14 protein-coding genes are annotated in these 13,614 nt (G+C 65.3%); 9 read left to right on the forward strand and 5 right to left on the reverse strand.

Features of this window, described 5'->3' with window-relative positions; genetic code table 11:
* Positions 1-592: alanine--tRNA ligase-related protein (locus tag QZV93_RS12220; RefSeq protein ID WP_295558816.1), on the reverse strand; the 592-nt coding region annotated here is incomplete at its 3' end.
* A 323-nt stretch (positions 593-915) separates the two neighbouring features.
* Complete coding sequence (gene recA / locus QZV93_RS12225; RefSeq protein WP_295558817.1) at positions 916-2,079, reverse strand: recombinase RecA; 1,164 nt, start codon at positions 2,077-2,079, stop codon at positions 916-918.
* A 180-nt stretch (positions 2,080-2,259) separates the two neighbouring features.
* Between recA and QZV93_RS12230 the strand changes: the two genes are divergently transcribed.
* From QZV93_RS12230 to QZV93_RS12245, 4 genes are all read left to right on the forward strand, one after another.
* Positions 2,260-2,544, forward strand: a complete 285-nt coding sequence (locus tag QZV93_RS12230) for a flagellar basal body rod C-terminal domain-containing protein (protein ID WP_295558818.1) — start codon at positions 2,260-2,262, stop codon at positions 2,542-2,544.
* Positions 2,545-2,608: 64 nt separating this feature from the next.
* Positions 2,609-2,803: a DUF6494 family protein gene (locus tag QZV93_RS12235; RefSeq protein ID WP_295558819.1), complete on the forward strand. Its 195-nt coding sequence runs from the start codon at positions 2,609-2,611 to the stop codon at positions 2,801-2,803.
* Between the two features lie 82 nt (positions 2,804-2,885).
* Entirely contained in the window at positions 2,886-3,086 is a 201-nt protein-coding gene (locus QZV93_RS12240) for a hypothetical protein (protein WP_295558821.1), read from the forward strand.
* Between the two features lie 75 nt (positions 3,087-3,161).
* A complete protein-coding gene (locus tag QZV93_RS12245) occupies positions 3,162-3,482 on the forward strand; it encodes a hypothetical protein (RefSeq protein WP_295558823.1) in 321 nt (106 codons plus the stop codon).
* Positions 3,483-3,537: 55 nt separating this feature from the next.
* On the opposite strand, the gene QZV93_RS12250 is transcribed toward QZV93_RS12245, so the two are convergent.
* On the reverse strand, positions 3,538-4,440 hold the full coding sequence (locus QZV93_RS12250; RefSeq protein ID WP_295558824.1) for a LysR family transcriptional regulator: 903 nt from the start codon (positions 4,438-4,440) through the stop codon (positions 3,538-3,540).
* A 133-nt stretch (positions 4,441-4,573) separates the two neighbouring features.
* Between QZV93_RS12250 and QZV93_RS12255 the strand changes: the two genes are divergently transcribed.
* Positions 4,574-5,347 (forward strand): SDR family oxidoreductase, encoded by a 774-nt coding sequence (locus QZV93_RS12255; protein ID WP_295558826.1) that lies wholly within the window; start codon positions 4,574-4,576, stop codon positions 5,345-5,347.
* 103 nt (positions 5,348-5,450) lie between these two features.
* Here the strand turns inward: QZV93_RS12255 and QZV93_RS12260 are convergent, their stop codons facing one another.
* Positions 5,451-7,979, reverse strand: coding sequence for an ATP-binding protein (locus QZV93_RS12260; RefSeq protein ID WP_295558827.1), 2,529 nt, complete (start codon positions 7,977-7,979; stop codon positions 5,451-5,453).
* Between the two features lie 244 nt (positions 7,980-8,223).
* Between QZV93_RS12260 and QZV93_RS12265 the strand changes: the two genes are divergently transcribed.
* Entirely contained in the window at positions 8,224-8,595 is a 372-nt protein-coding gene (locus QZV93_RS12265; RefSeq protein WP_295558828.1) for a hypothetical protein, read from the forward strand.
* A gap of 116 nt (positions 8,596-8,711) precedes the next feature.
* Positions 8,712-11,363 carry a DUF3772 domain-containing protein gene (locus QZV93_RS12270; RefSeq protein ID WP_295558829.1) on the forward strand — a complete coding sequence of 884 codons (2,652 nt, stop codon included), beginning with the start codon at positions 8,712-8,714 and terminating at the stop codon, positions 11,361-11,363.
* An 18-nt stretch (positions 11,364-11,381) separates the two neighbouring features.
* Here the strand turns inward: QZV93_RS12270 and dksA are convergent, their stop codons facing one another.
* Complete coding sequence (gene dksA / locus QZV93_RS17605; RefSeq protein WP_363157043.1) at positions 11,382-11,747, reverse strand: RNA polymerase-binding protein DksA; 366 nt, start codon at positions 11,745-11,747, stop codon at positions 11,382-11,384.
* Between the two features lie 706 nt (positions 11,748-12,453).
* Here dksA and QZV93_RS12280 point away from each other — a divergent pair.
* Together QZV93_RS12280 and QZV93_RS12285 are read left to right on the forward strand one after the other, a co-directional pair.
* Positions 12,454-13,314, forward strand: coding sequence for a MoxR family ATPase (locus QZV93_RS12280; protein ID WP_295558871.1), 861 nt, complete (start codon positions 12,454-12,456; stop codon positions 13,312-13,314).
* Between the two features lie 115 nt (positions 13,315-13,429).
* Positions 13,430-13,609 carry a hypothetical protein gene (locus QZV93_RS12285; RefSeq protein ID WP_295558831.1) on the forward strand — a complete coding sequence of 60 codons (180 nt, stop codon included), beginning with the start codon at positions 13,430-13,432 and terminating at the stop codon, positions 13,607-13,609.
* Positions 13,610-13,614 lie beyond the last annotated feature (5 nt).

Here is a 13,614-nt window from a genome sequence, read left to right on the forward strand (position 1 = left end):
AGCGGTCGCCGTCGGCGTCGGCCGAGCCCGGAGGACCACCCGGGATCTTGGGGCCGTGATCATAGAAGATCTCGGTGCAGGGTCCGCAGGGGCCGGTGTCGCCCATCTGCCAGAAGTTATCCTTGGTGGCGATGCGGATGAGGCGATCGTCGGGGAGGTTCGCGAGCTTCTTCCAGATGGCGTGCGCTTCGTCGTCCTCGTGATAGACGGTGACGGTCAGGCGCTTCTTGTCGAGGCCGAAGTCCTTGGTGATGAGGTTCCACGCCAGCTCGATGGCGCGCTCCTTGAAGTAGTCGCCGAACGAGAAGTTGCCGAGCATCTCGAAGAAGGTGTGATGGCGCGCGGTGTAGCCGACGTTGTCGAGATCGTTGTGCTTGCCGCCGGCGCGGACGCACTTCTGCGAGGACGCGGCGCGGACGTAGGGCCGGGTCTCCTGGCCGGTGAAGACGTTCTTGAACTGCACCATGCCGGCGTTGGTGAACATCAGCGACGGGTCGTTGCGCGGCACAAGCGGCGAAGACGCCACCACCTCGTGGCCCTCGGCCTTGAAGTACTCAAGAAACGCCCGTCTGATCTCGTTGACGCCAGTCATTCTCTGTTCCTGAAAGCCGTGCGAGCGAAAGCAAGCGCTCACGCGGGGCGCCGCACCTGTCCGTCTACGTGACGTGGATCCCGGCCTCCGCCGGGATGACGGAGTGAGGGTGCGGCAAGCAGACTTCCGCAGCGGCGGATTAAGCCATTTCGCCGCTTTTAGCGGTCTCGCCCGGGCGTTGTCCAGGAACGCGAGCGGCGCAGGCCGGGGCCATCCCCAGACTGCGCCGGATTTGCTCCGTGGCATGCGGACTTGCTCGAGCCCGTCCCTGGCGTCGACGGCTCACGCCGATCCCGCCGGGCCGACCGTCCGCACCGCGTTCCTCAGCGCTTGGCGCCGCGGCCCGCACCCTTCTTGGCGGCGACCTCCGACACGTCCGGCAGCACGCCGTCCTCGTCCGGCTGCTCGCCATCGTCGCCCGTGCCGCTCTCCGGCTCGGCCAGCATCTTGTCGACGATCAGGCCGGCACTGGCGCGGATGGCCTTCTCGATCTGGTTGGCGATCTTCGGGTTCTCCTTCAAGAACTGCTTGGTGTTCTCGCGGCCCTGGCCGATGCGCTGACCGTCGTAGGAGAACCAGGCACCGGACTTTTCGACGATATTGGCCTTGACGCCAAGATCGACCAGCTCGCCGGTCTTGGAGATGCCCTCACCGTACATGATGTCGAACTCGACCTGCTTGAAGGGCGGGGCGACCTTGTTCTTCACGACCTTGACGCGGGTCTGGTTGCCGACCGTCTCCTCGCGCTCCTTGATCTGGCCGATACGGCGGATATCGAGGCGAACGGAGGAGTAGAACTTGAGGGCGTTGCCGCCGGTCGTCGTCTCGGGGTTGCCGAACATGACGCCGATCTTCATGCGGATCTGGTTGATGAAGATCACCATGCACTTGGTCTTGGAGATCGACGCCGTCAGCTTGCGCAGTGCCTGGCTCATGAGGCGCGCCTGGGCGCCCATCGTGACCTCGCCCATCTCGCCCTCGAGCTCGGCCTTGGGCGTCAGCGCGGCGACGCTGTCAACCACGACGACATCGACCGCACCGGAGTTCACAAGCGTATTCGTAATCTCGAGCGCCTGCTCGCCTGCGTCCGGCTGGGAAACCAGCAAGTCTTCGATGCGAACGCCGAGCTTCTTGGCGTAGGTGGGGTCAAGGGCGTGCTCGGCGTCGACGAAGGCGCAGATGCCGCCCATCTTCTGAGCTTCCGCAATCACCTGCAGCGTCAGCGTCGTCTTGCCGGAGGATTCCGGACCGTAGATTTCAACCACGCGTCCCTTGGGGAGACCACCGATGCCGAGCGCAATGTCGAGGCCGAGCGAGCCGGTCGAGATCGCCTCGATGTCCATCGAGCGCTCGTTGGCGCCGAGCCGCATGATCGACCCCTTGCCGAAGTTCTTGTCGATCAGTGCCAGGGCGTGCGCCAACGCCTGGGCCTTATGCTCCTTGTCCATTCTTCCCCCTTCGACGACGTGCAGGTCCGGCTTGGTCATGTGGCACCTTATGGCATAAGTTAACCGTTGATGGGCGACTCGACGCGTGGATAAGTTGTACACGTTTTGTTCTCGTTTGTCCAGCGAGGCGCCGGTGGCGTGTGGATGCTCTTAACGGGCTCTTAGGTGGCGGTCGGCGATGGTGGAGGCTTCGCGCCTTACCGATCGGCTCGCCCGCCAATGCTGCAAGTCTTCGCCATCGCGTCCAACGCCCTCGCCGTGCAGAGCCAAAAGCTCAACGAGATCGCGGCCGCGGTCGCATCCGCCGGCGCAACGCCGGCGCCGGCGACCGAGCGTCCGACGCCGGTGCGCATCGGTGCGCTGCCCATCGGGGACTCGACCGAAGCGATGGTGTCGCTCAAAGATGTCGAACTCGCGTACAAGATGAATGCTGCGGTGATCGAGACGGCAGCGGAGATGTTCGACAGCCTGCTCGACGCCATCGATCCCGACGACCGGCGATAGGTTCGACCGAACTTGGACCTCCCTCTCCAATCGCCGCCGTCGCGCCAACGAACGGAGACGCGCCATGGAGAACGAAAGCTTCAATCTGTCCTTGCGCCGTTTCCTGAAAGAGGTCGGCATCTCCTCGCAACAGGAAATCGAGCGGATCGTCCGCGAGCGCGGGCTTGCGGGTCACGGAAAACTCAAGGTCAAGATGGTGCTGACGGCCGAGGGCACGGACCTTCGCCACGAGGTGGCGGGCAACATCGACCTCGGGTGATCACGCGGGCGTACGGGCCGCGGCTCGCAATGCGACGTCCGGCTCGCGCCCGGAACGCGGACGCGTCGCTCGCGTTTTCACAATGATGTACGCATTCGTCGTCATGGTTGTGCTCAACGGTGCGCCGCAATTCTTCATCCTGGAGCGCGGACTCACGGCGTCCGCGTGCGAGGAAATGTCGGCTCGTCCCGACAACGGACTGCGCATCGACGGAGCGCCCGTCGCTGGAGAAAGCCGTTGCATTCCCGAGGGCGACCTGCCCGAGGACGACTTGCCCTCCTAGAGCGCGATATCGCGGATGGAACGTTGTCTTGACGACGGCGTTGCTTGCCGGGGGTCACTTTCAAGGAGAAAAATTATGACAAAGCACCTTATCGGAGCCTCTGCGATTGCGATCATGGCCTTGGCATCAACCGCTTATGCCGCGGGCGGCCAAAAGCTGAGCAAGGCGGAGTGCGATTCCCTCTGGATGCAGGCCAATCCCAGCGGGGCTGCAACCATCGATGAAACGCAGGCCAAGGGCTATGTGACCGACTTCAAGGCCGCGAATCCCGATAACGACGGAACGATCGACAAGGTCGAGTTCGCGAAGGCGTGCAAGAGCGGCCTCGTGAGCGGGACCGCAAGCTCGGGCGCAGGAACCGGAGCCTCGGGCGCCGGCAGCTCGTCGCAGCAGTAAGCTTACGCACGTTCTCCCGTCGAAGGCTCCGGAGGCTCAGGTCTCCGGGGCTTTTTCACACGACGATCTCGCGCTTGAGCAGGCGCTCCAGCCAATCGGCAAAGACGCGCAGGCGGCGCGAAAGATGCTGGCGGTGCGTGTAGAGCAGCGTCACCGGCATCGGCTCCGCACGATGGCGAGGCATCACGTCCACAAGCTCGCCGGCGCGCAGGTGCCGCTCGACGTCATAGGCCGGAATTTGAATCAAGCCGAGGCCGGACAGGCAGCAGGCGATATAGGCTTCGGCACTGTTGACGGTCACACGTGCGCGTAGAGGGATGCGGCGCACCTCGCCCTCGTCGACCCACTCCCACTCCTCGACGCGACCCGTCGAGGGCGATGCGTAGTTGACTGCCCAGTGCGCTCCGAGATCACGCGGCGTTTGCGGAACGCCATGGCGCTCAAGGTAGCCGGGGCTCGCCACGTTCAACAGGCGCAACGCGCCGATGGAGCGTGCGATCAAGCCGGAATCGCCGAGCGGCCCCACCCTCAAGACCAGGTCTACGCCGTCCTCGACAAGATTTACCGCGCGGTCGGTGACGCCGAGGTCGATGTCGATCTCCGGATATTGCTCCAGGAACTCCGGCAGGGCGGGAGCGATGACCAGGCGTCCGATGCGGCCCGGAACGTCGAGCCGCAACTTGCCTGAAGGCCGTGACGCCGCCTGGCGAAACAGCGCCTCGGCTTCCTCGACGTCGGCGATCAGGCGCGTGCAGCGCTCGTAGAAAGCGAGACCATCCTGGGTCGGCGACACCTTGCGCGTGGTTCGATGGAGCAGCCGGGCGCTGAGCCGGGCTTCCAGCTCCTGCACTGCGGCCGAGACGGACGAGCGCGGCAGGCCGAGTGTGTCGGCCGCGCGCGTGAAGCTCGCGGAGTCGACGACGCGGACGAAGATGCGGAACAGGTCGATGCGATCCACGGCGATTGTTCGGCTGAACTGACAAGTCAATCCAGAATGATCGTATTTATCGTTCAATTGCAATCGATACCGTGCAGGGCATCGGCGGCTTCTCCGCGCCGCTACGTCACCCCGCGATCAAAGGACCCATGTCATGACCGATCACAGCATCCGAGGCAAAACCGCAATCGTCGCCGGCGGCGGCAAGAATCTCGGCGGGCTCATTGCGCGCGATCTGGCGGCGCAAGGTGCCAAGGCGGTGGCGGTTCACTACAACAGCGCGGCTGCGAAAGCCGAAGCGGATGCGACGGTCGCTGCCATCAAGGCGCTCGGCGCCCATGCCGTCGCCCTGCAGGCGGATCTGACAACGGCTGGCGCGGTGGAGAAGCTCTTCTCCGAGGCCACGGGCGCAGTTGGCAAGCCGGACATCGCCATCAACACCGTCGGCAAGGTGCTCAAGAAGCCGATGGCCGAGATCGGCGAAGCCGAATACGACGACATGAGCGCGGTCAACGCGAAGTCCGCCTTCTTCTTCATCAAGGAAGCGGGTAAGCATCTCAACGACAACGGCAAGATCTGCACGCTCGTGACGTCGTTGCTCGGGGCCTTCACGCCGTTCTATGCCGCGTATGCGGGAACCAAGGCGCCGGTCGAGCACTTCACGCGCGCAGCGTCGAAAGAGTTCGGTGCGCGCGGCATCTCAGTGACGGCGATCGGTCCCGGCCCGATGGATACGCCGTTCTTCTATCCAGCCGAAGGTGCGGATGCCGTCGCCTATCACAAGACAGCAGCGGCGCTCTCGCCCTTCACCCCGACCGGCCTGACCCATATCGAGGATATCGTGCCCTGGATCCGCTTCCTGGTCTCGGATGGCTGGTGGATGACGGGACAGACGATCCTCGTCAACGGCGGCTACACGACCAAGTAGCTCGCCGAGCCCTCAACACGCGCCGCGCGTCCATCGCGGCGCGACCTCTACGGCACACCGCCGCTAGGACAGCGCGCCGTCGCGCGTCCTCTCCGGTGACGACCTAGCGGGCGAGCTGCTCTTTCACCTTGGCGGCGAGCTGGGGCAGCGAGAACGGCTTCGGCAGAAAGGCGAACTGCTCGTTCTTGTCGAGGCTGGTCTCAAAGGCCTCGTGCGGATAGCCCGAGACGAAGATGATCTTGAGATCCGGGTTCTTCTTGCGCAGCTCCTTCAGGAGCGTCGGCCCGTCCATCTCCGGCATGACGACGTCGGAGACCACGATGTCGATCCTGTCCTCGAGCTCGGCCATCACCTCCAGCGCCTCGACGCCGGTCGATGCCTCGAACACCTCGTATCCCTGGCGCTTCAGAGCACGCACGGCGAACGATCGCACGACGTCCTCATCCTCGACCAGGAGCACGCGGCCGGAGCCCGTGAGGTCCTGCGGGCGCTCCTTCTTGGCGGTCTTCTGCGCGACAAGCTCGTCCTCGTTGTCGGGCATGTAGCGCGGCAGGTAGACACGGAAGGTGGTGCCACGGCCGAGCGTGCTCTCGGGATAGATGAAGCCACCCGTCTGCTTGACGATACCGTAGACGGTGGAGAGACCGAGACCGGTGCCCTTGCCCACGCCCTTGGTGGTGAAGAACGGCTCGAAGATCTTCGCCATCACCTCCGGCGGCATGCCGGACCCGGTGTCGGACACCTCGATCAGAACGTACTCGCCGACGGCCATGCCGTGCTGGCCGAGCTTCTGGCTTTCGCGCTCGGTGACATTGCGGGTGGTGATGGCGAGCGTGCCTCCCTCCGGCATGGCATCGCGGGCGTTGACGGCAAGGTTGATGACAACTTGCTCGAACTGGGTGCGGTCGGTCTTGACGTACCAGAGATCGCGGCCCGACGGCATCTTGAGGTCGATCGTCTCGCCGATGGAGCGCTTGAGGAGCGGCGCGAGATCGCCCAGCACCTCGCCGAGCTGCAGGGGCTCAGTCTGCAGCGTCTGGCGACGGGAGAACGCCAACAGCTTGGCAACGAGACCCGCGGCGCGCGTGGCGCTCGAGCGGATGTTCATGATGTCCTTGTGCGCGGGATCGGTCGGCCGGTGCGTCTGCAGAAGCAGATCCGAGAAGCCGATGATGGCCGTCAGCACGTTGTTGAAGTCGTGGGCGATGCCGCCGGCCAGCTTGCCGACCGCCTCCATCTTCGACGACTGGGCGAATTTCGCCTCGAGTGCCTTCTGCTCGGTGGCGTCGATCAGATAGAGGATGGCAGCCTCGCGGGCGTCCTTGGCCTGAGTCAGCGGCGCTGCGTAGAGGCGGCGCGAGAATTCGTTGTTGGGTCCGACCGTGATCTCGATCGGAGCCGGGCTCACGGTGCCGGTCATCACCTGGCGCAGCGCCGTCTCGACCGCGGCGCGCATCTCGGCGTCGGCAAAGCGGCAGAGAACATCGGCAGCGGCGGAGCCGATCGCGGACGACCCTTCGGGGATCATGCGCGCGAAGGCGGCGTTGGTGCTCATCAGGCGGCCGTCGGCGCCGATGGTGGCAATGCCGAACGGCGAAGACTGGAAAAAGCGGGCGAAGCGGATCTCTGCGGCGGCCGGACCATCATCGGCTGCGCTTCCCTCACGCCGGAAGGCGGCGATCAGGAGGCCGCCCTGGTTGTCCCGGCGGGCGAAGAAGCGGAGCGGCACCTGTGCGCTCTTGTCGATCGCGACGTCGAGATCGACGCCCTGGCCGGTGGTGTAGAAGGCGGCTGCGGCATTGGCGATCAGCTCAGCGCCTTCGGGGGCGACGATATCGGTGAGCTTCAGCGTGCGTTCGGACAACGTCTGCGGCTCGAGGCCAAGCCAACGCAGAAGCGTGGCGTTGAGCCGGCGCACGGCGCCGTGGCTATCGACCTCCATGAGGCCCGCCGGCACGCTGTCCATGCGCTCGAGCGTGGTCTCGAGGGTTGCGACTGCACTGACCTGGCGGGCGCGCTCGGCAGTGACGTCGGTAATGGTCCAGAGCGCCATGGGCCCGAGCTCGCGATCGTGGCCCGGAACCGAGCATGGACGCTGGGCAACGCGGAACAGTTGCGAGCGGCGTCCCTCGACGCGGATCTCGATCTCCTCACGCCATGGCTCGCGGCGCGAAGCTGCGCGCTCAAGGCGGAAGTAGGCTGCCGCCGCGCGCGGATCGCCGGCAAACAGGGTTTCGAGGGCGTTGATCTCGCCCGCTGCGGTGACGCCCACCATCTCGGCGAGCGAGCGGTTGGCATAGAGCGGGCGGCCGTCGCGGCGGGTGACGAGGAGACCGTCGTCGAGGCTGTTGGCAAAGGCGCGGACGAGGTCGTCGTCGCGAACGCGTTCTCCGATGCGCAGGTGACCGGCGGCGTAGCCGAACACGGCGAACAGGCCCAGCATGGCGAGCACCGACAGCAGCGTGAGCAGGAGCGGCTCGCCGGCCGGAGACGCGACGAGCGCAAGCACCAATGCGCCGGCGGCGACGGACGCGGCAACGATCGGAATGACGCCGGGCTCGGAGGCGCCACCGGGAAGGGCGCTCGCATTTGCCAAGCTTGGCCGGGGTTGGCGGAGGTCGCTCTCGCTCATGAAGGCGAAAGCTATCTGATTCTCTGGGGGAGCCGCCTTGGAGGCCTGCATGGGAACTCTGATACTCATACGCTTACGCTACGCCCGTGTCTTATTCCTGGTCGGGTCGGAAACCGGCCGTGTCCCGGCGGCATCCGTGCCCGCGCCTCGCCGTCCACAGTTCGATCAATAGGGTTAAATTGGCGTGAATTCCGCGCTATACGGGCAATGACACCGGATCCAGGGGACGCGCGGGGCAGCCCGCGTGCACGATTTTATGTGGGATATGCTCTACTACCTCGCGATCGTTCTGTTTCTCGCGGTCGCCATGATCGGGGGGGCGTACGCGGTGCGCCAATACCTGGGCGGGACGGCCGGGACGCTCCCATCCGTCAGTTCGCTGTTCGGGGGGCCCAAGCCCCTGCGGCGGCTCTCCATCAGCGAACAGTTCAATATCGACAACCGGCGCCGCCTCATTCTCGTGCGGCGCGACAACGTCGAGCACCTGATCATGACCGGCGGGCCGGTCGACATGCTGATCGAAACTGGAATTGGGACCCCCGTGGGCTCCGTGCAAACGGACGCGACCGCGCCGGTCGCAAATTCCCCGCAACGGGTCGATCCAACCCTCACGTGATGAGCGGCGCGGCAATCCAGTGCGCCCAATCGCGTTGAGCCCTCGGAAAGGGACGCTGGGCCGTCTGGTTTTCCACACATTTGCCGCCTGACCGGGCGGTCTCGCCCACGAGGACGATGATGGCTTCGGCAGGGATTCTGGCTTGCTTCCAAAACGCAGTTCGCCCTGCGCGCCTCGCGCTTGCCGTGCTCGCCGTAACGTCGGTTGCCGCGTGGGCCCAGACGCAACCGGCGCCGAACGCTCAGAGTGCGCCTCCGGCTCAACAGACGCAGGGCGGCGCGGCGCCGGGCGCAGAGGCTCCCGCTTCGGCGGGTCCGGCGGCGGAACCGGCGCCGCCGCCTGCGCCCGTCCTCACTGCGGCCGAGCAACAGGAAATCGCTGACATCCAGCGCCCTGTCGCCGAGCTCAAGGACACTATCGATCGCCTGTCCAAAGCCGCCGAGCGCAGCCTCGACAACGAGGAGGAGCTGCAGCGTCTCAGGGGAGATCTGATCGGCGTGTTTCAGACGGCGCGCGTGGTCCGAGACGACCTCAAGCCCAAGCTCGATGCGCTGCAGCAACAGATCGACAAGCTCGGCCCTCCGCCGGCCAAGGATGCGGCTCCGGAATCGGCCGAGGTGACGGCGGAGCGCGCACGCCTCAACGCGCTCGCGTCCGAGGTCGATGGTGCGCTGAAGAGTACCGACCTGATTTTCGTGCGCGCACGCCAGCTGCGCGACACCGTGCAGACAGCGCGGCAGAACCTTTTCGCGTCGCAGATCCTGAAACGCAGTCCATCGCCGCTCGCCCCCACGACGTGGCTCCGGATTGCCGACGACGCGCCCGGCGCGCTGCGGCAAGTGAGCGAGACGCTGTCGGGATGGCTGACGCTCGCGTCACGCAAGAGCACCCAACTCGCGGGGCTTGTCGCGGGCGTGCTGGCGCTCTTTTTCGCCCTGACCGCGCTGGTGCGCCGGTTCCTGGCCAAGCGTCTTGACCCGCGACGCGAGGCGCCGCCCAGCTTCTTCGTGCAGGCGGCCACCATCGGTTGGGTGGCGCCTCTGCTCGCGGTGCCGGCCGTGGCCGCACTCTCCGTGCTCGGGGTGGGGCTCGACTGGCTCAACCTGCTCACGCTCGAAGTCGGACAAATTGCCGATACGGCCTTTCCCGCGCTTTTCGTTTTCGTCGGAGTTGCCGCTCTGACGCGCGCCATGCTGCAGCCGCGCCGTCCGGCCTGGCGGCTCGTCGACCTTTCCACGCCGGCGGCGCGAACGGTGACGAAGATCATCACGCGCATCGCCGCCGTGTTCTCGGCGGATCTCATCCTGCAGGAGGCGGTCCGCCGCCTGTTCCTGCCGCTCTCGATCGGCGTCATGGAGATGGCGCTCGCCAGCATCGCCATCGGGCTCCTGATGCTCGCGCTCGTGCGCACGCCGTTCGAACCGAAATCGGTCACGACGGGCGTCGTGCACCACGGTGACGCCGATGCCGCAATCGCGGGCCGGCGTGGACCGATGTCACGGCTGCGCCCCTATCTGATCAAGATCCCGATTCTGATCGCCGCCGTGGCGATCCTCACCCTTTCGCTCGCGGGCTACATCGGGCTCGGCCGGTTCATCACCACGCAGGTGCTCGTCACCGGCAGCGCCATCGCCATCATCCTGGTGTTCCACCTCGCCATCAGCGCCCTGCTCGGCGCACCGGGCACGGGCATGAAACCCTTCGCTACGGTGCTTTTCGAAAAGGTGGGGCTCGATCCCAGGCAGGGCGTGCTCCTGACGCGGGTACTCTCGATCCTACTCAATGCCGCGCTGGCACTGGCTGCAATTCCGCTCATCCTGGTCACGTGGGGGTTCAGTGCCCAGGAAGCGCTTTCGGCGATGCGGTCGCTGGTGTTCGGATTCGAGATCGGAGAATTCCGCATCTCGCTCGCCCGCATTCTCATCGCCGCGGCGCTGTTCCTCGCGCTGGCTTTTGCGACGCGCCTCATCCAGCGCTGGATCGACAAGGGCGTTGCGAAGTCCCAGCGTATCGACCAGGGTATCGCCAATTCGATCCACACGGCGATCGGATACACGGGTTTCATCGTCGCGGCGCTGGCGGCGATCGCCTATGGCGGCATCGACATCACGAACTTCGCCATCGTCGCGGGCGCGCTCTCGGTCGGCATCGGCTTCGGCCTGCAGTCGATCATCAACAACTTCGTCTCGGGACTCATCCTGCTCGTGGAGCGACCAATCAAGGTCGGTGACCGCGTGTCGGTCAAGGATCAGCAAGGATTCGTGCGGCGCATCTCGGTGCGCTCGACCGAGATCGAGACCTTCGACAAGGCGAGCGTCATCGTCCCCAACTCGGACCTCATCCAGTCGGCCGTCACCAACTGGACGCACCGCAACTCGCTCGGCACGGTCACGGTGAACGTGCGCGTCGGCTACAAGTCCGATCCGGAGAACGTGCGGGATATCCTGCAGAAGGTCGGGTCCGAATGTCCGCTGCTGATGCAGCACCCGGCACCGAGCGTGGCGTTCACGGATTTCGGCGCGGACGGCCTCGAATTCTCACTCGGAGGCGTGGTGCCGGACGTCGCCAAGGGCGACGCGGCGAAAAGCGATTTGCGCTTCCGGATCTTCAAAGCGTTTCGGGACGCCGGGATCGAAATGCCCTACGCGCAACACGACGTGCACCTGCGCGATCTGGACATGGTGCGGGTGCTGCTGTCGCGGCTAGCCGAGGAGCGGGCGCAGCGTGCGGCGCACCCCGTAAGCGGCAAGCCCGTCACGGAGAAATAAGCCCCGAAGGGCTCTTTGCTAGTCTTCGCGGTAGACGCGCTCCCGGCGCTCATGGCGCTCCTGGGCCTCGAGCGAGAGGGTAGCGATGGGGCGTGCGTCGAGACGCTTGAGCCCAATCGGCTCCCCCGTCTCCTCGCAGTAGCCGTAGGTGCCGTCCTCGATGCGGGCCAACGCGGCGTCGATCTTGGCGATCAGCTTGCGCTGACGGTCGCGGGCCCGGAGCTCCAGCGCGCGGTCGGTCTCGGATGTGGCGCGATCGGCGAGGTCGGCGTGCTGTGTCGAGTCCTCGTGCAGCCCGGCCAGTGTCTCCTTGGTCTGGCGGATGATCTCCTCCTTCCAGGCCGTAAGCTTCTGGCGGAAGTACATCCGGTGCCGCTCGTTCATGAACGGCTCGTCCTCGGAGGGGCGATAGTCGGGCGAAAGAACGATGGTGGACGTGCCGGCCTTCGCGGTCAGCTTCTTGTCCTTAGCCTTGTCGATGGCCTGGGTCCTCGGTTTTGCCTGACTGGCGCTGGATTTCTGCGCGACGGCCTTCGGCGATGTCTTTGTTGCGGTCGTGGCCTTGGCCGGCTTCGCGGCGGGGCGCGCGGGCTTCGACTTTGCAGCAGCGCTTTTGGCGGCCGGCTTTGGCGCAGCCTTAGCCTTAACGGCGGCCTTCGATTTGACCGGCTTCGACGTGGCTCGCTTGCTCATATGGAGCCTCCAATAACGGGCCTGCCCAAGCGACTTTTACCGACGCATCTCACGGGGATGCGCGCGGCCCCAAGCGTTTGGCGTGGCTCTCTTGGCGGGAGCGGCTGCTTATGTCAAGAAATTCCGGCGTTTAACTCTTAAAAGCTGTGAGGGAATCGGGTCCGCAAGTGACGGATATCGCGAACGATTTGGCGGCGCCCCACGCCAAGCGGCCAAGTCAGGATTTTTTGCACCTTTGGGTTGTGCATCCCTCCGGACATCCCGGAGGCTGCGGCTACAGGCCCGTTTACCCTTCTTGCGGGCGCGAAAGCGGCCGCCTATGACGGATCAGCACGGCAAAAGCGCGAAATTCGAGAAGGAAATCCGGCTCATGACGGCATCCGGCACCGACAAGGGCATGAGCAACGGCAGCGGGCGGTTCGAGGGCACGTCCAGCTACGTTGCCACGCGCGACCTAACGGTCGCCGTCAACGCCGCCGTCGCGCTTCAGCGCCCCCTTCTCATCAAGGGAGAGCCGGGGACCGGCAAGACGGTTTTGGCGCTGGAGGTGGCCCGCGCGCTCGGGGCGCCGCTCATCGAGTGGCACATCAAATCGACGACCAAGGCCCAGCAGGGGCTTTACGAGTACGACGCGGTCTCGCGGCTGCGCGACGGGCAGCTCGGCGACGAGCGCGTGAAGGACATCCGCAACTACATCAAACGCGGCAAGCTCTGGGATGCTTTCGTCTCAGAGGTGCGGCCGGTGCTCCTCATCGACGAGATCGACAAGGCCGACATCGAGTTCCCGAACGATCTCCTACAGGAGCTCGATCGCATGGAGTTCTTCGTCTACGAGACCGGCGAGACTGTGAGCGCGCACGTCCGGCCGGTGGTCATCATCACGTCCAACAACGAGAAAGAGCTTCCGGACGCCTTCCTGCGCCGCTGCTTCTTCCATTACATCAAGTTCCCCGATCCCGAGACCATGACGCAAATCGTGGACGTGCACTTCCCCAACCTCAAGGGGCGGATGGTGTCGGAAGCGCTGCGCGTGTTCTACGATCTGCGCGAGCTGCCCGGCCTCAAGAAGAAGCCGTCGACGTCGGAGCTACTCGATTGGCTGAAGCTGCTCCTCAACGAGGACATCGACCCGGCGGTGCTGCGGGAGACGGACAGCCGCAAGATCATCCCGCCGCTGGCCGGTGCGCTGATCAAGAACGAGCAGGACATGCACCTGTTCGAACGCCTCGCCTTCATGAGCCGGCGCAAGGGCGATTAACGCATCCTCAACCCTAGTTGCAGCGAATTCGGCTCCCGGCGTGATCCTTAAGACAAGGGATAGAGGACTTGTGCCAGTGTGGCTTCCTCTCCTTCTTGTCAGCAAGGACGCGCTCATGACCTCGACGACCGCCCAGCGCCTTATGGTTTTCGCGCTCGCGCCCCTCGTGCTGATGGGCGCGCTGCGTCCGGCCGCTCAGGCCGAACCCGGCTTCTCCTCCGGCGACGTGCGGCTCGAGCTGGCGTCTCTCAAGGCGGAAGCCCGCAGCCTCGCGGTGCATATCGACGGGCCGTGAGCTGA

Source organism: uncultured Hyphomicrobium sp., from assembly GCF_902826555.1.
GTDB lineage: Bacteria > Pseudomonadota > Alphaproteobacteria > Rhizobiales > Hyphomicrobiaceae > Hyphomicrobium_C.

What these genes read in the sequence shown, in the direction of transcription:
- QZV93_RS12270 (WP_295558829.1), top strand. Translation starts at nt 8,712, where the DNA reads ATGATGGCTTCGGCAGGGATTCTGGCTTGCTTCCAAAACGCAGTTCGC.
- QZV93_RS12255 (WP_295558826.1), top strand. Translation starts at nt 4,574, where the DNA reads ATGACCGATCACAGCATCCGAGGCAAAACCGCAATCGTCGCCGGCGGC.
- QZV93_RS12280 (WP_295558871.1), top strand. Translation starts at nt 12,454, where the DNA reads ATGAGCAACGGCAGCGGGCGGTTCGAGGGCACGTCCAGCTACGTTGCC.
- QZV93_RS12230 (WP_295558818.1), top strand. Translation starts at nt 2,260, where the DNA reads ATGCTGCAAGTCTTCGCCATCGCGTCCAACGCCCTCGCCGTGCAGAGC.
- QZV93_RS12260 (WP_295558827.1), bottom strand. Translation starts at nt 7,979, where the DNA reads ATGAGCGAGAGCGACCTCCGCCAACCCCGGCCAAGCTTGGCAAATGCG.
- QZV93_RS12285 (WP_295558831.1), top strand. Translation starts at nt 13,430, where the DNA reads ATGACCTCGACGACCGCCCAGCGCCTTATGGTTTTCGCGCTCGCGCCC.
- recA (WP_295558817.1), bottom strand. Translation starts at nt 2,079, where the DNA reads ATGACCAAGCCGGACCTGCACGTCGTCGAAGGGGGAAGAATGGACAAG.
- dksA (WP_363157043.1), bottom strand. Translation starts at nt 11,747, where the DNA reads ATGAACGAGCGGCACCGGATGTACTTCCGCCAGAAGCTTACGGCCTGG.
- QZV93_RS12235 (WP_295558819.1), top strand. Translation starts at nt 2,609, where the DNA reads ATGGAGAACGAAAGCTTCAATCTGTCCTTGCGCCGTTTCCTGAAAGAG.
- QZV93_RS12245 (WP_295558823.1), top strand. Translation starts at nt 3,162, where the DNA reads ATGACAAAGCACCTTATCGGAGCCTCTGCGATTGCGATCATGGCCTTG.
- QZV93_RS12240 (WP_295558821.1), top strand. Translation starts at nt 2,886, where the DNA reads ATGATGTACGCATTCGTCGTCATGGTTGTGCTCAACGGTGCGCCGCAA.